The following is an 18494-nucleotide window of genomic DNA, read 5'->3' as shown; positions in this document are numbered from 1 at the left end:
CCCGTCAGCAACGGGTGCTAAGCTGACTCTAAGCTCTCCTTAATGGATCTTGAGCCATGAAGGGCCGAACCATGCGCAAGGGTCTTTATGTATTACTGCTTTCCGGCCTTTTCCTGCTGACAGTGTTGTTCCTGCATCAGGTCCGCCAGGACAGGGTGCAACAGTATCTGGAGCACGCTTCCACTCTGCTGCAGGCAACCTATGATGCCAGCCTGGAGCGCTACGCGCTGGCAATGGATACATTTTATGCGGATCTGGCCCGCCAGCCTGAACTGATTCACCTGTTTGATCTCGGCGTCAATGCCGATAATCATTCAGAGCGCGCACTGCTGAGAGAAGAGCTGTATCAACGATTACTCCCGCACTATCAGGACCTCGCGCAACGCGGCATTGCTCAATGGCAGTTCCACCAGGCAGACGGCACCAGTTTCCTGCGTTTCCATGCTCCCGGCGTTCATGGTGACTCTCTGGCCGAAATAAGGCCTTCACTTCGACGCCTGCAGGAGCAGCCCGAGGCCTGCTACGGTTTCGAGGTAGGACGCTTTTTCATTGGCTTCCGCTTCATTCAGCCACTCATGCTCGACGGCCAGATGATCGGCAGCATGGAAACCGCCGTTTCCTTTGCCCGTATCCGCCAGACACTGGCATCCCTCTCACCGCGTCAGACCTTCATCTTCCTGCTTGAGCGCAGTACCGTAGAATCGGTGCTACTGGGCGGACCTCAGGATCAGCTGCAACCTGCACTGATCAGCCCGGATTTTCTGCTCCATACTGACAGCCTGAATGATGCCCTGAACCAAGAGCTGCCACTGGAAACTCTGCGTCATTCGCTTGCTGCCCAACCCGGCATCCGTCAGCAGCTCAAGACAAGAGAGCCCTTTGCAACAGCCACTTACCATCAAGGTGCCGGCTATGCAGCCGCGTTTATTCCGGTACAGACACTGACCGGAGAGCTGGGGGGCTACATCCTGTCCATTCACCCGGCACCGCTTCTGACCGGCCTGCAATGGGAGTTTTATACCATGCTGGTGGTCAGCCTGCTGGTCATCCTCCTGCTGGGCTCAACGCTGCTTCATCTTCACCAGCAGCGACATGCCATTCTGGTACAGAAATATAGGCTGGATGCCATCGGAGCGGCTGTTGGCGAAGGCATTTATGTCCTGGACACGGAAGGCCGGACTCTCTACATCAACAGGGCTGTCAGCCGACTGACCGGCTATAACGAACAGAAGCTGTATCAGGAAAACCTGCATCAGTTGCTGCATCAGCATGAGGAGGGTGACCTGTCACTGCAGCAGTGTCCGATTTTCTCAAACGCGATCAAGGGTATTACCTACGAAGGTGATGAGCAGTTCAAAACCCGAACCGGGGAACTTCTGCCGGTTGTAGTGACCAGTCAGCCAATGATTGAACGTGGGCAAATAACCGGGGTTGTTACCGTATTCCGCGATATCAGCGACCGTAAGGAAGCAGAACGCAAACTCAAACTACTGGCTACTACCGACTCCCTGACCGGCTTGAGCAACCGGCGCGCTTTTCTAGAGCGGCTGCATGAGGAGCAGCGCCTGAGCCGACGTCTGGATCATCCCAGCAGTCTATTGATGATCGATTTCGACCACTTCAAACGGATAAACGACGAATACGGCCACAACACCGGCGACCTGGTATTGAAGCACTTTGCCAGCCTTGCTCGAAGCTGCCTGCGCGAAACTGATTCGATTGGTCGTTTAGGGGGGGAAGAATTTGCCATCCTGCTGCCCGGCACCGGCCTTGAGGGTGCCGTACAGCTGGCAGAACGACTGCGTCACCTGCTTGAGCTGACCCCTACCGAAACGGTGGATGGTCTGATCCCCATGACGCTCTCCATCGGCGTCACCACACTCCATGCCAATGATACCAGCAGTTCCGAACTGCTGAGCCGAGCAGATGCAGCTCTGTATCAGGCCAAAAGCGGTGGCCGTAACCGAATTGAAGTGCGCAACTAGTCCTGCGAGAGGTTGCAGCCCACTGCAAAGACCGCTCTAATGAGCTCCCTCACACCAGCTTCCCAGGAGTGGAGATCAGCATGCACGGTCCTGATACAGAACAGCTTGCCTTTGACAGTCAGCATATCTGGCACCCCTATTCGTCCATGATCAACCCGCCACCGATGTTCCCGGTGGAGTCCGCTTCGGGTGTACGCCTGCGCCTGACAGACGGACGTGAGCTGATCGATGGCATGGCCTCCTGGTGGTCAGTGGTCCATGGTTACAATCATCCGGCTCTGAACCAGGCCGCGCATGAGCAGATCGATCGCATGTCCCATGTGATGTTCGGTGGTCTGACACACTCACCCGCTATTGAATTGTCACGCAAGCTGGTCGAGATGACACCCGAAGGCCTGGAGCGTGTTTTTCTGGCCGATTCCGGCTCGGTTTCCGTCGAAGTCGCGCTGAAAATGGCGATCCAGTACTGGCATGCCCGAGGCAAACCGGAAAAGCACCGCATGATCAGCCTGCGCAACGGCTACCATGGCGATACCTTCGGTGCCATGTCGGTGTGCGATCCTGTCAACGGCATGCATGAACTGTTCAGTGGCGTGTTGGCACAGCAGCTGTTTGCTCCTCGCCCGGAGCCCCCCTTTGATGGCGGCTTTGCAGCTACCGATATCGCAGAGCTCGAACGCCTGCTGGACCAGCATCATGGTGAGCTGGCAGCACTGATTCTGGAACCCATTGTTCAGGGCGCCGGTGGAATGCGCTTCTACTCCCCCGAATGGCTGCGCCAGGCACGGGCGCTCTGCGATCAGTATAAGGTGCTGCTGATTGCCGACGAGATTGCCACCGGGTTTGGTCGCAGCGGTGAACTGTTTGCCTGTAATCATGCCGGCATCAGCCCCGATATCATGTGTCTTGGCAAGGCCCTGACCGGCGGCTACATGACGCTGGCCGCGACGCTGGCCACAGCGGAGATTGCGCATACCATCTCTGCAGGAGGCGCTGGATGCTTCATGCACGGACCCACCTTCATGGCCAACCCGCTGGCCTGCGCCGTGGCACTGGAAAGCCTGAATCAATTGGAACAACAAGACTGGCACTCTCAGGTACAGCGCATTGAATCAGGCCTGAAGCAGGGCCTCGAGCCCGCTCGTGCTCTGACCAGCGTAGCCGATGTAAGAGTGCTGGGCGCGATCGGCGTAATCGAGCGTCATGAACCGGTTTCACTGGCCCAGGTGCAGCCCATGTTTGTCGACCAGGGCGTGTGGGTACGCCCATTTGGCAGGCTTGTCTATGTCATGCCAGCCTATATCATGTCAGATGCAGATCTTACTACCCTCACCACTGCCATGGTCGCGGTGATGCAGGAGCTGGATCGGTTGTAAGCAACTTTCAGGAGAGTGCACGAAATGGCCCGGATCAAACTGGATATGCCGGACAATTACCTGTTCAGCACCGAATTGTGTGTCCGTATCAGCGACATCAACTATGGCGGCCACATGGGCAATGATGCCGTGCTGTCGATGGTACATGAGGCCCGCCTGCGCTTCCTCAAGCATTACCACTACGCCGAGTTTGATGTAGAAGGGGCGGGGATCATCATGACCGACTCTGCCATCGTTTATAAGGCGGAGAGCTTCCATGGTGATCGCGTGCAGGTGGATGTAACGGTGGCCGATTTCAACAAGTACGGCTGCGATCTTTACTATCTGCTGAGCAACAAGGACACGGCGGTGGAGATTGCGCATGCAAAAACCGGCATCGTGTTCTTCGATTACACCGACCGCAAGGTAGTTGCCGTGCCTGAAGGCTTTCGCAACAAGATGCTCAGGGAGTCCTGAGCATCACCCTACTCACCATCATCGTAGTTGTAGTTGATGTGTGAAAGATTCTCGAAACGGGTGTACTGCCCTATAAACGCCAGACGAACCGAACCGATGGGACCGTTACGCTGCTTGCCGATAATGATTTCAGCGGTTCCCTTGTCCGGGCTGTCCTCGTTGTATACCTCATCACGATAGATGAACATGATCACGTCGGCGTCCTGCTCGATAGCGCCGGATTCACGCAGGTCCGAGTTCACCGGACGCTTATTGGGACGCTGTTCAAGGCTTCGGTTCAACTGCGACAGCGCCACCACCGGGCAGCTCATCTCCTTGGCCAGGGCTTTCAAGGATCGGGAAATCTCTGATATCTCCTGGGTACGGCCTTCACTTTTACCCGTTTTAAGGGTCATCAGCTGCAGGTAATCGACCATGATCATGGCAAGATCACCGTGCTCACGCACGATACGTCGTGCACGGGTACGCATCTCGTTGGGACTGATACCGGGCTGGTCATCAATAAACAGCGGCTTGTTCTTGAGCATGTTGACCGCAGTCGTCAGCTTGGGCCAGTCATCCTCTTCAAGCTGACCGTTACGTACCTTGGTCTGATTGATACGACCAAGCGATGACAGCATACGTGTCACCAACTGGTCGGCGGGCATCTCCAGCGAGAACACCAGTACCGGCTTCTCAGTTGCCATCAGAGCATTTTCGACCAGGTTCATGGCGAAAGTGGTTTTACCCATTGAGGGACGCGCTGCCACAATCACCAGGTCCGACTTCTGCAAACCACCGGTGCGATCATCCAGGTCATCAAAACCGGTGGTGACCCCCGTGAGGGAGTCCGCATTGTTGAACAGTTCATCAATCCGGTCCACCGCACGCTTAAGCAGCGGATTTACCCCCTCGGGGCCTCCCTGATTGGGTCGATTTTCCGCAATTTGGAAGATTTTCTGCTCGGCTTCGTTGAGGATTTCATCAGAGGCGCGACCGCCGGGATGAAATGCACTGTCGGCGATCTCGTTGGCTACGCTGATCATCTGACGCAGCAGTGAACGGTCACGCACAATCTCGGAGTAGGCGCGGATATTCGAGGTACTGGGGGTGTTGCGGGCCAGCGTGACCAGATACTCCAGACCACCCGCATTTTCCAGCTCGCCGGTGCGGTCCAGCTCTTCCGACAGAGTGACCACATCGATCGGCCGACCTTCATCGATCAGCTTCTGCATGGTACGGAAGATCATGCGATGATCGCCGCGGTAGAACTGATCTTCCAGCAGTACTTCCGAGACCGTATCCCAGGCGTTGTTGTCCAGCATCAGGCCGCCCAGAACCGACTGCTCGGCCTCAATCGAATGGGGTGGCTGCTTGATCTGTTCCAGCACCTCGTCGTTCAGATCTGCCATTTCCACCGGATCACGTCTCCTGAGCTATACAACATCGTCATTTTTGAACATAAAAAAAGCACTGCGCAGTATATACCACGCAGTGCTTTTTCTTAACCGGATTGCAGAGCGAAATTATTCGCCGGCAATAACCAGCTTGATGGTCGCGGTCACTTCAGGGTGTACCTGAATGTCGACGTCGAACTCGCCAACGTGACGGATCGCACCTTCCGGCAGACGTACTTCGCTCTTGTCGGCCTGAACGCCGGCAGAGCTCAGTGCTTCCGCGATATCACGGGTGCCGATGGAACCGAACAGTTTACCCTCGTCACCAGCTTTGGTGACCAGAGACAGTTCCAGTTCGTTCAGCTGTTCGGCGCGAGCCTGGGCCTGAGCCAGCTTGTCAGCAGCGGCTTTTTCCAGTTCGGCACGACGCTCTTCAAACTTGGCGACATTATCAGCGGTAGCCGGTACGGCTTTACCCTGAGGAACCAGGTAGTTACGGCCAAAGCCCGATTTAACGGCGACCTTGTCACCCAAATTACCCAGTTTACCGATATTTTCGAGCAGAATAACTTCCATCTCGTAAAACCTCTTGTTCTGCAAAGGCTGCAGTCTTGAATCCCGGCTGCTGCACGCAACCTCCGGGCAGCAGCATTAAACGAGTCTGGCAGCACTGTGTGCTGCCTACGGCTGTATCAACCGACGCTTAAACGTCGTGGCTGTCGGTGTACGGCAGCAGAGCCAGGTAGCGGGCTCGCTTGATAGCGGTCGCCAGCTGACGCTGATAGCGTGCCTTGGTGCCAGTGATACGGCTCGGAACGATTTTGCCGGTTTCAGTGATGTAGCCTTTCAGGGTATCCAGATCCTTATAGTCGATCTGTTTTACGCCTTCAGCGGTGAAACGGCAGAACTTGCGACGACGGAAAAAACGTGCCATCTGAACTTCTCCAATAAATAGGGTTAACGATTACTCTTCAGCAGCTTCTTCATCAGAGCTGTCATCGGCAGAACTGTTGTCCTGCTTCTGCTCTGTGCGCTCTTCGCGACGCGGCTTGCGCTCTTCGCGAGACTCTGCTGCCTTGATCGGAGAAACTTCAGTGACCGCTTCATTGCAACGGATCACCATGTTACGCAGCACAGCGTCGTTGTAACGGAACATGCTGGACAGTTCGTCCAGGATGTCCTGAGTCGTTTCAACATTCATCAGCACATAGTGTGCCTTGTGTGCATTGTTGATCGGGTAAGCCAGCTGACGACGGCCCCAGTCTTCCAGACGGTGAATCTGGCCCTGAGCACCTTCGATCAGAGTCTTGTAGCGCTCGATCATCGCCGGAACCTGCTCGCTCTGGTTCGGGTGAACCAGGAATACGATTTCGTAATGACGCATTTTTGCTCCTTACGGTTTCACAGCCTTCAAGTCACCCGCCGAATGCCGGTGGTTGAAAGCAAGGAGTTGAACAAATAAAAAGGACGCAAAATTATACTTCAGCGCCCTTCAAGAAACAAGTGATAAAACGGGTTTATTCCACGTCCACAATTTCAAAGCTGTGGCTGATTTTCACCCCTCCACGCTCAAGCATCAGCGATGCCGAGCAGTACTGTTCAGCGGACAGGCGAACCGCACGTTCTACCGCAGCAGGTTTCAGCTTGCGGCCACTGACAATGAATTTGACATGAATTTCGGTAAAGACCGAAGGCACTTCGTCCGAGCGCTCGGCACTGATTTCAGCCACGCAAGCGGTCACATCCTGACGCGCCTTGCGCAGAATGCCCACCACATCAACACTGGTACAACCGCCCAGACCGGTCAGCACCAGCTCCATGGGCCGCGGCCCCTGCTGGAGATCCTTGTCGATTACCACTTCAAAACCGGAACCGGTGGTCGCCTTGAAACGATCATCGCCATCCCAGTTAACACTGACATTCATGCTCATACTGCCTGTTTCCTCACAATGCGTTAGTGTGCAGCGCTGAAAAAGCGCGCCAGCTGCTGTCCTGGATCGTCTGCCCGCATGAACGCCTCACCGATCAGGAAAGCGTTGACCTGCCGGGCCTGCATGGCAGCCACGTCATCCGGCGTCAAAATGCCGCTCTCGGTCACGATAATGCGATCTGACGGGATGCGATCGAGCAGCTGGAAGGTGTTTTCAAGACTGACGTCAAAGGTGTGCAGATCACGGTTATTAATCCCAACCAGACGGGTGTTGAGCGGCAGAATACGCTCAAGTTCCTCTGCATTATGCACCTCAATCAGCACATCCATGCCAAGCTCATGGATCAGCGTGGTCAAGTCAGACAACTGCGCATCGCTCAGGGCCGCAACAATCAGCAGAATACAGTCAGCCCCAAGTGTGCGGGCTTCGTAGATCTGATAGGGGTCCACGATAAAATCCTTGCGGATGACCGGCAATGAACAGGCGCTGCGTGCCTGCTGCAGGTATTCGTCCGCCCCCTGAAAGAAGTCTACATCGGTCAGTACCGACAGGCAGCTGGCACCGCCCCGCTCGTACGAAGCGGCAATTTCGGCCGGCTCAAAGGGGTCTCGAATCACGCCCTTTGAAGGGCTGGCCTTTTTGATCTCGGCGATCACTGCAGGCTGACCCGATGACAGCGACGTTGCCAGCGCATCCGCAAACCCGCGCGGATCTGACGCACTGCCTTGCTGATCGGCAATACGCTGTTTCAGGTCTGCAATCGATACCCGTGCACTGCGCTCAGCCACTTCTTCATGCTTGCGAGCGATGATCTTTTTCAGAATTGTGGGTGTATCATTCATTATTCAGTTTTCCCCAGCTGCTGACTGAACGCGGCCAGCTGCTTCATTTTATCCAGTGCTACGCCCGAACGTATGGCTTCCAAAGCCTGCTCGACACCGGCCTGGTGTGTATCCGCCTGCCCGCTAAGATATACGGCTGCGCCAGCATTCAGTGCCACCATGGCAGCGGCCTTTCGTGCCACCGGCTCATCCGAACCACTCAACGCCAGCTGAATCAGGGCCAACGACTCCGAGGGACTGTTCACACTCAGACCGATCAAGCTCTGACTGTCGATGCCCACATCTTCAGGTGACAAGCTGTATTCCGTAATCTTGCCATTTTGCAGCTCCGCAACCTGCGTCTGGGTGGCCAGGCTGATTTCATCCAACCCATCCTTTGCATGCACCACCATAATGTGTTCAGCCCCCAGTTGCTGCATCACTTCCGCCATGGGGCGACAGAGCTTGGGCGTGAATACGCCGATCACGCCGCGGGTCGCGCCAGCCGGGTTGGTCATGGGGCCCAGTATGTTGAACAAAGTCCGCATACCGAGCGCACGGCGGGCACCGATCGCATGCTTCATGGCACCGTGGTAGCCAGGCGCAAACATGAAGCCGATACCAACTTCATCGATACAGCGTGCGACCTCATCGGCGCCCAAATCCAGATTGATACCGGCCTGCTCCAGCAGGTCAGCGCTGCCGCTGCTGGAAGAAACACCACGATTGCCGTGTTTGGCAAGCTTGACACCACAGGCCGCCGCGACAAAGGCACTGGCCGATGACACGTTGAACAGGTTGGCGCCATCGCCACCGGTACCAACAATATCAACCAGGGGGCCTACGGCCGGACGTACCGGTGTGGCCAGGTCACGCATCACCTTGGCAGCCGCGGTAATTTCATCAATCGACTCACCCTTCATCCGCAGGCCAACCAGAAAGCCGGCAATCTGGGACTCACTGCACTGCCCGGTCATTACCTGACGCATGACGTCTTCCATCTCTTCAAAACCGAGGTCGATATGGTCGACAATGCGTGCCAGCGCTTCCTGAATATTCATCCAATGCCTCCTGTTAGTATGCGATTCAACGCCGCTGAATAAAGTTTTCCAGCAGTGCATGTCCCTGTTCAGTCAGAACGGATTCGGGATGAAACTGCACCCCGTACAGTTCAAGCTCTCGATGCCGCAGCGCCATGATTTCGTCAGGCTCGCCATCTGCGGTGGTCGTCCATGCCGTCATTTCAAGACAATCCGGCAGACTCTCGCGGCGCACAACCAGAGAATGGTAACGCGTCACCTCAAGCGGCTGCTTAATACTCGCAAACAGGCCTTTACCACGATGCTCGATCAAAGATGTTTTGCCATGCATGACCTGACGCGCCCTGACGACCTCAGCCCCGAACGCATGACCAATACACTGATGCCCAAGACAAACCCCCAAAATCGGCAGATGCCCGGCAAAATGACGTATGGCAGCAACCGAGATACCCGCTTCAGCCGGTGTACAAGGACCGGGAGATATCACCATATGGGTAGGCGCCAGGGCTTCAATCTGTTCCAGCGTAATCGCGTTATTGCGATGCACCTGCACTTCCATCCCCAGCTCTTCGAAGTAGCGGACAACATTCCAGGTAAAACTGTCGAAGTTATCGATCATCAGCAGCACTGCTTCTGTAACCCCCTGCTTAACCAATACGTTTTCATAACAGCCGCTGACCTCTATCCGCGTTTGCCATAGCAGACAAAAACGAATTGAACACTTTGAGCAATAATACATTACAGGGATGTAATAGCGAACTGGTACATATCACTGCAACCCAAGCCCCTTCTGATCCCTGGCGATTTCTATTTGCGTGAAAATGGGCCTATAGTGTCTGTATGAAATCACGACGGGCAATGAGAAGGATTATTCATGCCTCATATTTTTGCTTTTATACAGCGGGTGGTTGATGCCCGAGACCCTGATATTGCGAGCCATCAGAGTCGGTTGAGGTCCTATGCAGAGGGCTTTGCAAAGCACCTGTCCCTGAACAGGGATGATAGCAACACACTGGCCTACGGTGCTGAAATCCATGATATCGGCAAGCTTTCGATCAGCGAATCGATTTTGCACAAACCTTCTCGCTTGACTCATGCCGAGTATCTGCTTATCCAGCAACATACCCAGCTTGGAGCAGAGCTTATTCAGCCACTGTCACTTGATGACCTGGTTGTAGCGATCGTTTTGTATCATCATGAAAATTTTGATGGCAGTGGATACCCGGCCAGGCTATCGGGTGAAAAAATCCCTCTACTGGCCAGAATCGTCCGAATTATCGACTCATATGATGCCATCACTGAAGATCGGCCCTACCATAAGGGGGCACAACCTGCGGACGCAATTGCCATGATGCATTCGGATGCTCATTGGTACGACCCGGACCTGCTGAAAGAGTTTACGGCGTTCATATCCACATCCGTTACGTAAAGCGGAAGCGAGTCATACGCCAAGCCAAATCATGTTGCTCTCAGACTCACCTTTACCTGCAGCCCCCCGAGTTCTGAAGCGGCAAAAACCAGCTTTCCATCGTAGCTTTCTGCCACCGCGCGACAGATAGACAGCCCCAAACCGCTGCCATTGGCCTGCTCATCCAGACGCACACCACGCTCAGATAACCGCAGCAAATCAGCAGCATTCACACCTGCACCGTCATCTTCGACCAGTATTGACCACAAGTGGATATTATCCTTCTCGGGCTGTATGTGAAGCCGTACACGCCGACAGGCATGACGCCAGGCGTTATCCAACAGGTTGCCGAGCAGCTCCAGCATGTCATCACGATCAAAAGGGATCGCCCCGGGCGGCAATTCGGATTTAAAATCGATATCATCTCGGCCGATACGCTGAAGCAGGCGCACCAGGTGTGTCACTTCATCCCTCGGCACAAACTGCCTTCCCGGCCCCGGCGCACCGGCAATCCGTGCCCGACGCAGCTCCCGATCAATACGCTGATGCAGCTGCCGATACAGTCGCAGCAACTGTGCACCCTGTTCAGGGTCCGGATGCTGCCGTGCAAGCCACTGCAACTCCTGTAACGGATGCTTGAGTTCATGTGCCAGATTGCCCAGTGCCATCCGTGAGCGACTTGTTTGCTCACCTGAACGGCGCAACAGCTGGGTAATGGTTTCTACCAGGGGCACCACTTCTTGAGGTATCTCAGCCGGAAACTCAACCTCGGCACCAGCCTGCTGTCGCGCGAGGCTCTGGCGCAAAGGCTCAAGACGGGCAAATCCCGAACGCAACACACGCCTTTGCAGGATCAGCAACAACGGCAGACTCAACAGCAACAGCAGCAGAAGCCCTGCTTCAAATTGACGCTGTTCCTGCTGCAGGTCCGCAATATCTTCTGCTATCCAGAGCGAAAAGCTCTGTCCCTGTTTACTGAACCCCTGTTCTCTGATCAACCACTGCTGATCACCGACCCCGGGCTTGAGATCACTGCGACTGACACCCACAGGCATCATTCGAGTTGAGGTTTCCAGGTCCCAAAGAGAGCGTGAGTGCAAGGTCATTGTGTCACTAGCAAGTACATAATAGTGCCCCGAGTGCACCCGCTGATACACTTGCGGCAATGTCGTCTCATTCAACTGCCAGCGGCCATCGGCCCCACGCTCCAATGCCGCAATGAGGCTCTCGGCATCATGCTCCAGGCGACTGAGGACAAAATTCTGGGTCAAATGGCTGACACTGATGTGTACCAACATCAGCAGTCCGCTCATGACCAACAACAGCACCAGCAGGAGCTGCCGCCGAATCCGCCACTCAAGCGAGCTACTCGTGGCCACCTGATTTCGACTCATGAGCCGCTCTCAGGCTGACTCGGCATCACATACCCCTGACCACGCCGGGTCAGGATGCAGCGTTTGCCAAAACGCTGACGCAAACGGTTGATATAGACCTCAATCACGTTGCTGTCACGCAGATCTTCCTCTTCGTAGACATGCTCGCTCAGCTCGTTCTTGGACAGCACCCTGTCAGCGTTAAGCATCATGTAACGCAGCAGGCGGAACTCTCGACCGGTCAACGGATGCTCCAGCCCCTCCTGATCACGTACCAGCTGAAGATCATTGTCCAGCTCCAGCCCCGCCACTTGCAGACGACTGCTGGCATGACCGTGATGACGGCGGACCAGCGCCTCAAGACGCGCCAATAACTCTTCGGTGTGGAAAGGCTTGCCCAAATAATCATCTGCACCGGCCTTGAGTCCATCCACGCGTTCATGCCAGGCATCACGTGCCGTCAGTACCAGTACCGGCATATCCAGACCTGCGCTGCGCCAGTTTGCGAGCACTTCAAGGCCCGGCCTGCGAGGCAGGCCCAGATCCAGAATAACGGCATCAAAATTTTCCTCCCGCCCAAGAAACTCACCATCCTCGCCATCATGAGCGGTTTCAACGGCAAAACCTGCCTGCTGCAGCCGGGGCTTGAGCTCCGCCGCAAGTCGAACATCATCTTCAACCAGAAGAATTCGCATGCTCAGTCCTCGATCTCTTCCTTGATAACAGCGCCACTGGAAGCATCCAGGTAAAACTCACGTACCACACCATCCTTACCCAGCACCTCAATTTCATAGACCAGGCGCCCATCCTCCTCTTCGAGCTCTACATCAAGAAGATGTCCGTTCAATCGTTCTGGATGCAGTAACATCAACTCAGACAAGGGCCGGATTTGCCCGGACAACATCAGGCGACGCGCTTCATTTTGATCAAGATCACGACCGGCCAGGGCTACAGGTGACAGCACTATTGTCAGCCCCATCATGTATGGCAGCAGAATGGCAAACAGGCTTTTCATTGTGTCACCTCCAGCAATTTATTGAGACCTCATCAATTCACGTCAGCCTCACCCGGCACACGCTCACGTCCCGTGATCATCGATTTAACCAGGCTCTCGCGGTGACGAACACTGGCCAGAACAACACCGGCCACATGCAACCCCGCAAGCATAAGCATCAGATTGGCCAGCAACTCATGGCTCTCTTCGACCCACTCTTCACCCCACAACAGATCCGTGTAAAGCCAGCCGGTGAGTGTCAATAGCCCCATGCCCAGCAGCAGAGCCACAACCATGATACCACCTGCCGGATTATGCCCCAGGTAACGCGCCTCGCGCCCCTTCAACATATCCGACAGATATCCTGCAACAACTTTTGGATCACGCACAAACTGCCGGAATCTGGCATAACGGGGACCGAAAAGCCCCCATATCAACCGGAAAGCGATCAATGTCGCAGCTGTATAGCCTGCTATTTCATGCAGGTCCTGCCAGTCATCCGCACTGGCCCAGGCCACTGCAAAGCAGAGCACCAGTGACCAGTGAAACACCCGCACCAGAGGATCCCAGACCTTTACAGTGGCATTCATTATGAGCTCCTCAGTCGTCCAGTTCCATTTTGACCATATCGAAAGTCTTGGGATCGAAGTAAGCCTCTACACGACGCTGCTTCTCGTCATAGCCATAGATTTCATAGCAGCCGTCATCGATCTTGAACTTTTTGATCTCCCATCCCTTGGCTTCAATGGCGGCACGGAAGGCCTCCTCAGTTTGCCATTCATCCTGTGGCACATCACATTTGTCACCAGCCATGGCCACACCGGAGACGGCAGCTGTGGAAAGGATCAGGCTCGCAATCAGCTTTTTCATCAGGTTACTCCTGTTTGTGTTGGTTTACAGGAGCCACTGTACTCGGGCTGGCTGAAACCAAACTTAAAGCATCGGCTTTTTCCACGCGACGTCTTAAGGCTGCTTTAATAAGCTCTGCGCGTAGTCAGCAGTGATACAGAATCACAAGCAGGTCCGGGAGATCAGGGTGCAAAATCATCATCACGACAGCTACAAAGCTTCACAGACGGAAGAAAAACGCGCTCGATTACCCCTCTCTGCACGTTTTTTGTTGTTTGCCATCAGTATTTTGGTCTTGAACGGTTATCTCTTGTCACACAAGACTGACAAAGTCATCGAGCAGGCGTTTTTGGCCCAGGCCGACCAGAAAATACACCTGCTGCTGGATCAGATTCGACGCAATGTTGAACAGGAGCGGATCGCACTGACCGACGCTACACTGGCTGCGTCTCACGTTATGCCGTCAAACTGGGCCAGCAGCTGGGTCTGGAGACAGCATCTATCGCCCCGGAATGCCCGTCAGGAACAGCCTGAGGGTACCCCTTCGGCAGCCGAATGCTCGTCTCGACCAAACACCTCTGTGTGACGCGAGCAAGGCTTTCACGTCCTTTTCACTCGGAGGCAGGCATCATGCCAGTCCCCTCTACAGTGGCGGTTGTTACAGCATGAATTCCAGCCTTCCGGGCCGCACAGGCCTCATATGCTCAGCCCTTGCGGCGCTGGCATGCGCCATGGTGGCGACCCTGATCATCCACCGTTTTCAGCTTGATCTGACACTGGCCCAATGGATCTATGCGCTGGAAGGTCATGAATGGACCCTGAAGGAGCACTGGCTGTTCAGTGAGTTACTCCATCAACGCGGTCGACAGTTCAGCATTGCCTTGCTTCTGCTTTGCCTCATCCTGTTGTTGGCCAGTGGCATTCGTCCACGGCTGCGACCTTACCGAAGAGTTCTGGCCTATCTGGTCATTTCGCCACTGATTGCCAGCGGAGTGATTCTGCTGGGCAAACGCTCCCTTGGCGTTGAATGTCCCTGGAGCCTGCAACCTTTTGGCGGCGATGTACCTTACTCACCCTTGCTGCAGCAGCTTTTCAATCACGGTAGCGGAAGCTGCTTTCCCGCCGGACACGCCAGTGCCGGGTATGCCTGGCTTGCGCTCTATTTTGCGGCGGCAACTGTCCAGCCACGGTGGCGATATGCCACACTTGCCCTGGCACTGGGGCTCGGCCTGCTGTTCGGGACCACTCAGCAGCTGCGAGGCGCACATTTTCTGTCACACGATATCTGGAGTTTTACACTGTGTTGGTCGATCAACGCCCTGCTGGCGGCGCTGATGCTGGCACCCAGGCGCGATTGCAGCCTTCACCCCGACAGCTCTATGATGCAATTAAAATCAGTAAGCGAGCGTCTGCCCAATGTCTCAGATTTCCGTTCTACTAGCCGATGACGATCCTGGCATTCTTGAGGCAATCGCCGACTTTTTAAGCTGGCGCGGCATCAGTGTTGACTGTGCCCGTACCGGCGAGCAAGCACTCGAACTGTCCAGGCAACAACATCATGACGTACTGGTGCTGGATGTCATGATGCCCGGCATCAGTGGTTTTGCGCTCTGTCAGCAGCTGCGTCAGCTGGGTGTCACCACCCCGATTCTGCTGCTGACAGCTCTCGATCAAGTGAATGACAAGGTCACCGGTTTTTCCGCCGGTGCCGACGACTACCTGGTCAAGCCCTTTGCCATGGACGAGCTGGTTTGTCGCATTGAAGCCTTGAGCCGACGCGTATCACGTCAACAACTGCGCCTGCTGCATTTCGGTCCACTGGAACTGGATGTGGAACAGCAACAGGCACGGCGCGATGAAGTACCGCTGCAGCTGACCCCTCAGGGCTTTACTCTGCTGCGCCACCTGATCGCACATGCTCCCCGCGTCGTCAGCCGTCGCGAGCTTGAGCAGGCCATCTGGGGAGACGAGCCCCCGGACAGTGATGCGCTGCGGTCACTGCTGTATCAGTTGAGAACCCAACTCGACAAGCCGTTCGACTCCGCAATGCTGCACACCCGCAGGGGAAGCGGTGTGTATCTACAACTTCCAGATGCCCCCAACACCACAGAAACGCCATGAAATTCACAACTCGCATCATTCTGATTACCGGACTCTCCACTCTGCTCTTGACCAGCCTGTACTGGCTGGCGGGCTGGCACCTGGTCGAAAGTATTGAGGATGCCAACCGTGCAGCCATTCTCGAATACATGGCCAGTCAGCCAGAACTCCAGCAAACGAGTATTGAGCAATTGCTGGACGAGCCCAATTCATCCGAGTTGATGGAACGAGCGCTCGTAATTGGGGGAATTCTACTGTTTTCGCTTGGAGCCATGGGCATCACTCTACTGCTGATCTGGCAACAGACACGCCCCGTGCGGGAGTTGATGCAGGCAATTGAAGCGGTTGATCCTTCTTCGCCACAGATGACGCCCCTGCCCCGCAAGGATGAACTGGGTGAAATGAGCCAGCGCTTTGCCCAGCTGTTGCGGCGCATTGATGGCTTTATTCAGCGGGAACAGAACTTTACCCGCTTTGCCAGTCACGAACTGCGCTCCCCCCTGACCGTGATACATGGCTCGCTGGATCTGTTGCAGGAGATGTCGAGAGATCACACCAATCCCGCCGAGAAACGTGCGTATCAGCGGATCGCCCAAGCCGTTAATCGAATGGAGCAGTTGACCGACTCCTTCCTCTGGCTCTCCCGTGAACAGCCTTCAGAGCATTGCAAAGTCGACAGCCACATGCTGCAGCAGCTGATCAACCAAAGTGACCATTCGGGGCTTGAGCTGCAGCTGCAGATTGGACCAGTACTGGACTGGTCCATTCACCCCTTCATATTGTCAGTCATACTCGACAACCTGCTGGGCAATGCGCGCCGCCATGGTACAGGGGTGCTGACACTTGAGGCGGATACTCACTCACTGATCCTGACCAACCCAGTAGCAACTGCAGGCCCAGAAAACAAGCAACAGGGCTTTGGCTACGGCCTGCCCATCATTGCTCAACTATGTGACAAGGCCGGAGCACATTTTTGTTACCACCAGGATGCTCGGCAGTTCCAGGCCCGGATCGAGTTTCAGCCATCAGCCTTCCGGGCCGACTGATTGTGTACTGTCGCGAGACTCCACTGCCCATTACGACAAGGCGCAAACAGATCCAGCTCTGGCTGGTAGACTGATGTACTGACCTGCATCAGCCCCAACAGAGAGTGAGCCAGGAAGTCATGGCTGAGTGGTTTGTCGCTGTTTGCCTTGAGGCACTGCCAGTCAACACCATGCTCCTGCTGGAACCCGGCTGACAGCCAGGTGATCAGAGGCACCTGCTTTTGCTCTTCTGGCGCCAGCAGCCAGGGCATACCATGCAAGTAGAGGTTATTCTCCCCCAACGACTCGCCATGATCCGAGACATAGAGCATGGCGGCGTTAAGCTGCTCTTGCCGCTGCAACAGCTCGATCACCCGTGCCAAAAGATGGTCGGTATAGCGAATGGTATTGTCATAGGCGTTGACGATATCGGTCTGAACACAGGTCTGCAGCTCGCTGCTTTGGCAGACCGGTGTGAAGTACTGATAGTTCTCAGGGACACGTTCAAAATAAGCCGGCCCATGGCTGCCCTTTTGATGCAGTACGATCACCGCAGGCCCCTTAAGCCCCTCCAGCTGCTGCTGCAACCCGAACAATAACTGATCATCGAAGCATTCCTCTTCCGTACAGTCGTGCCCTGGATTGAGCTGCTCCGCCTCGATCACCGGAATGCGTGCACACACACCCTTGCAGCCGGAGTTGTTTTCACGCCAACGTACAGAAACACCTGCATGCTGCAAAATATCCAGCACATTGCTCTGATAGGCCACCTGCTCATCGTCATATCGTTCTCGCTGCTGCAGCGAGAACATACAGGGCACCGACACAGCTGTACTGGTACCGCAGGATTCCACATCCGTAAAGCTCACCACCGGCAGGCGCTCCAGCTCGGGAGTGGTATCTCGCGCATAGCCGTTGAGGCCAAAGTTCATGCTGCGTGCCGTCTCACCCAATACCACAATCAGCACGTCAGGCTTTTGCGCTTTCGCGGATACAGTCTGAAACCCGGCTGATTCAAGTCGAGCGTCCAGCCCCAGCGGCTGAAAGACACGCTTGGAGGCATCATAGGCTCCACTGAGGTATCGCCCTGTGTAGTACAGGTAGCTGGACGGCAGCGCCAGATTGCGGATCTCACGGTGATTGCGAAACAGCGAGGAATAGTCCTTATACAGCAGTGCTGCATTCAGCCCGATCAGGAGCAGGCAGCTGAGCAGACTGATGGTTTGCCCCACCAGAATCCGCTTAACCGGCTGGGGCTTGATCCTGATCCACAGCAGCAACAGGGACGGCAACACGCCTTTCAACAACAAGTTAAGCAACATGGCACCGGTGACCAGATCCCTCACTTCTGCCGGGTCGGTCTCGAACAGATTTTGCACCATGGTCTTGTCAATCACGATGCCATAACTGTCCATGAAATAACCGACCTGCGCCGTGCTCAGAAGCAGAAACACCGCCACCGGCTTAATCAGTTGTGGCCAGCACAACAAGCCCAGAAACAGCTGAATCACCGCCAGCAGAAACAGTAAAAAAGCTGCGGCAAAAAACCACTTGTGTACGGCATCAGCATACTGAAGCGATAGAATCAGGCGCCAGAGCGATCCGTTATAGAACAACCCCAACAACAGTGCCACCAGCCAGCCCAGCTGAACGGCGCTCAGCCGGGGACGAGGCAGGTAAGACAGTTTTGAAAACAGGCGAACAAGCATGGGTATGTCCTGAAGATTTATCAGACCTGTAGCATGCTCTGTACTGTGTGA

The 18494-nt window shown here is 55.2% G+C and carries 22 protein-coding genes; 8 read left to right on the top strand and 14 right to left on the bottom strand.

What is annotated here, in order from left to right; genetic code table 11:
* Positions 1-56 precede the first annotated feature (56 nt).
* From BLV48_RS07590 to BLV48_RS07580, 3 genes are all read left to right on the top strand, one after another.
* The gene (locus BLV48_RS07590) at positions 57-1985 is read left to right on the top strand and encodes a sensor domain-containing diguanylate cyclase (RefSeq protein ID WP_091825441.1); all 1929 of its coding nucleotides are present in this window, start codon (positions 57-59) and stop codon (positions 1983-1985) included.
* Between the two features lie 80 nt (positions 1986-2065).
* Positions 2066-3361: an adenosylmethionine--8-amino-7-oxononanoate transaminase gene (bioA, locus tag BLV48_RS07585; protein WP_091825438.1), complete on the top strand. Its 1296-nt coding sequence runs from the start codon at positions 2066-2068 to the stop codon at positions 3359-3361.
* Positions 3362-3385: 24 nt separating this feature from the next.
* The gene (locus tag BLV48_RS07580; RefSeq protein ID WP_091825436.1) at positions 3386-3817 is read left to right on the top strand and encodes an acyl-CoA thioesterase; all 432 of its coding nucleotides are present in this window, start codon (positions 3386-3388) and stop codon (positions 3815-3817) included.
* A gap of 8 nt (positions 3818-3825) precedes the next feature.
* On the opposite strand, the gene dnaB is transcribed toward BLV48_RS07580, so the two are convergent.
* The 8 genes from dnaB to BLV48_RS07540 all read right to left on the bottom strand — a co-directional run bounded on the left by dnaB (position 3826) and on the right by BLV48_RS07540 (position 9613).
* Positions 3826-5208 (bottom strand): replicative DNA helicase, encoded by a 1383-nt coding sequence (gene dnaB, locus BLV48_RS07575; protein WP_091825783.1) that lies wholly within the window; start codon positions 5206-5208, stop codon positions 3826-3828.
* A 114-nt stretch (positions 5209-5322) separates the two neighbouring features.
* Complete coding sequence (rplI, locus tag BLV48_RS07570; RefSeq protein ID WP_091825433.1) at positions 5323-5769, bottom strand: 50S ribosomal protein L9; 447 nt, start codon at positions 5767-5769, stop codon at positions 5323-5325.
* Positions 5770-5896: 127 nt separating this feature from the next.
* Positions 5897-6127 (bottom strand): 30S ribosomal protein S18, encoded by a 231-nt coding sequence (gene rpsR / locus BLV48_RS07565; protein WP_091825431.1) that lies wholly within the window; start codon positions 6125-6127, stop codon positions 5897-5899.
* 30 nt (positions 6128-6157) lie between these two features.
* Positions 6158-6577: a 30S ribosomal protein S6 gene (gene rpsF / locus BLV48_RS07560; protein WP_091825429.1), complete on the bottom strand. Its 420-nt coding sequence runs from the start codon at positions 6575-6577 to the stop codon at positions 6158-6160.
* 133 nt (positions 6578-6710) lie between these two features.
* Complete coding sequence (locus BLV48_RS07555; protein WP_175527626.1) at positions 6711-7118, bottom strand: OsmC family protein; 408 nt, start codon at positions 7116-7118, stop codon at positions 6711-6713.
* A gap of 29 nt (positions 7119-7147) precedes the next feature.
* Positions 7148-7966: an indole-3-glycerol phosphate synthase TrpC gene (trpC, locus tag BLV48_RS07550; protein ID WP_091825424.1), complete on the bottom strand. Its 819-nt coding sequence runs from the start codon at positions 7964-7966 to the stop codon at positions 7148-7150.
* Positions 7966-9006, bottom strand: coding sequence for an anthranilate phosphoribosyltransferase (gene trpD / locus BLV48_RS07545; protein WP_091825421.1), 1041 nt, complete (start codon positions 9004-9006; stop codon positions 7966-7968). The genes trpC and trpD overlap by 1 nt, the downstream gene beginning before the upstream one ends.
* A 25-nt stretch (positions 9007-9031) precedes the next feature.
* A complete protein-coding gene (locus tag BLV48_RS07540) occupies positions 9032-9613 on the bottom strand; it encodes an anthranilate synthase component II (protein WP_091825419.1) in 582 nt (193 codons plus the stop codon).
* 246 nt (positions 9614-9859) lie between these two features.
* Here BLV48_RS07540 and BLV48_RS07535 point away from each other — a divergent pair, with 246 nt between their 5' ends.
* Positions 9860-10414, top strand: coding sequence for an HD-GYP domain-containing protein (locus BLV48_RS07535; protein ID WP_091825416.1), 555 nt, complete (start codon positions 9860-9862; stop codon positions 10412-10414).
* Positions 10415-10443: 29 nt separating this feature from the next.
* Here BLV48_RS07535 and BLV48_RS07530 read toward each other — a convergent pair whose 3' ends face one another.
* Genes BLV48_RS07530 through BLV48_RS07510 form a run of 5 tightly spaced genes read right to left on the bottom strand, consistent with a single transcriptional unit; the run spans position 10444 to position 13630 of the window.
* Entirely contained in the window at positions 10444-11787 is a 1344-nt protein-coding gene (locus BLV48_RS07530; protein ID WP_091825413.1) for a sensor histidine kinase, read from the bottom strand.
* On the bottom strand, positions 11784-12461 hold the full coding sequence (locus BLV48_RS07525; protein ID WP_091825410.1) for a response regulator transcription factor: 678 nt from the start codon (positions 12459-12461) through the stop codon (positions 11784-11786). The genes BLV48_RS07530 and BLV48_RS07525 overlap by 4 nt, the downstream gene beginning before the upstream one ends.
* 2 nt (positions 12462-12463) lie before the next feature.
* Positions 12464-12781 (bottom strand): PepSY domain-containing protein, encoded by a 318-nt coding sequence (locus BLV48_RS07520; protein WP_254774989.1) that lies wholly within the window; start codon positions 12779-12781, stop codon positions 12464-12466.
* 32 nt (positions 12782-12813) lie between these two features.
* Entirely contained in the window at positions 12814-13350 is a 537-nt protein-coding gene (locus BLV48_RS07515; protein ID WP_091825408.1) for a cytochrome b/b6 domain-containing protein, read from the bottom strand.
* A 10-nt stretch (positions 13351-13360) separates the two neighbouring features.
* Positions 13361-13630, bottom strand: a complete 270-nt coding sequence (locus BLV48_RS07510) for a PepSY domain-containing protein (RefSeq protein ID WP_091825405.1) — start codon at positions 13628-13630, stop codon at positions 13361-13363.
* Positions 13631-13796: 166 nt separating this feature from the next.
* On the opposite strand from BLV48_RS07510, the gene BLV48_RS18740 reads away from it, so the two are divergent.
* The 4 genes from BLV48_RS18740 to BLV48_RS07495 all read left to right on the top strand — a co-directional run bounded on the left by BLV48_RS18740 (position 13797) and on the right by BLV48_RS07495 (position 16755).
* Complete coding sequence (locus tag BLV48_RS18740) at positions 13797-14195, top strand: hypothetical protein (protein WP_139253896.1); 399 nt, start codon at positions 13797-13799, stop codon at positions 14193-14195.
* A 79-nt stretch (positions 14196-14274) separates the two neighbouring features.
* Positions 14275-15057 (top strand): phosphatase PAP2 family protein, encoded by a 783-nt coding sequence (locus BLV48_RS07505; RefSeq protein WP_175527617.1) that lies wholly within the window; start codon positions 14275-14277, stop codon positions 15055-15057.
* On the top strand, positions 15026-15730 hold the full coding sequence (locus BLV48_RS07500) for a response regulator transcription factor (RefSeq protein WP_091825399.1): 705 nt from the start codon (positions 15026-15028) through the stop codon (positions 15728-15730). Before BLV48_RS07505 ends, BLV48_RS07500 begins: the two co-directional genes overlap by 32 nt.
* Positions 15727-16755, top strand: a complete 1029-nt coding sequence (locus BLV48_RS07495; protein WP_091825398.1) for a sensor histidine kinase — start codon at positions 15727-15729, stop codon at positions 16753-16755. The genes BLV48_RS07500 and BLV48_RS07495 overlap by 4 nt, the downstream gene beginning before the upstream one ends.
* On the opposite strand, the gene BLV48_RS07490 is transcribed toward BLV48_RS07495, so the two are convergent.
* The gene (locus BLV48_RS07490) at positions 16728-18443 is read right to left on the bottom strand and encodes a phosphoethanolamine transferase (RefSeq protein ID WP_091825395.1); all 1716 of its coding nucleotides are present in this window, start codon (positions 18441-18443) and stop codon (positions 16728-16730) included. The two genes, BLV48_RS07495 and BLV48_RS07490, sit on opposite strands and share 28 nt — an antisense overlap.
* Positions 18444-18494: the final 51 nt, after the last annotated feature.

Origin of the sequence: Marinobacterium iners DSM 11526 (genome assembly GCF_900107855.1) — a bacterium.
Classification (GTDB): domain Bacteria; phylum Pseudomonadota; class Gammaproteobacteria; order Pseudomonadales; family Balneatricaceae; genus Marinobacterium; species Marinobacterium iners.
Note: the sequence above shows the minus strand (reverse complement) of the source record. Positions and strands in the feature narration are given on the sequence as shown.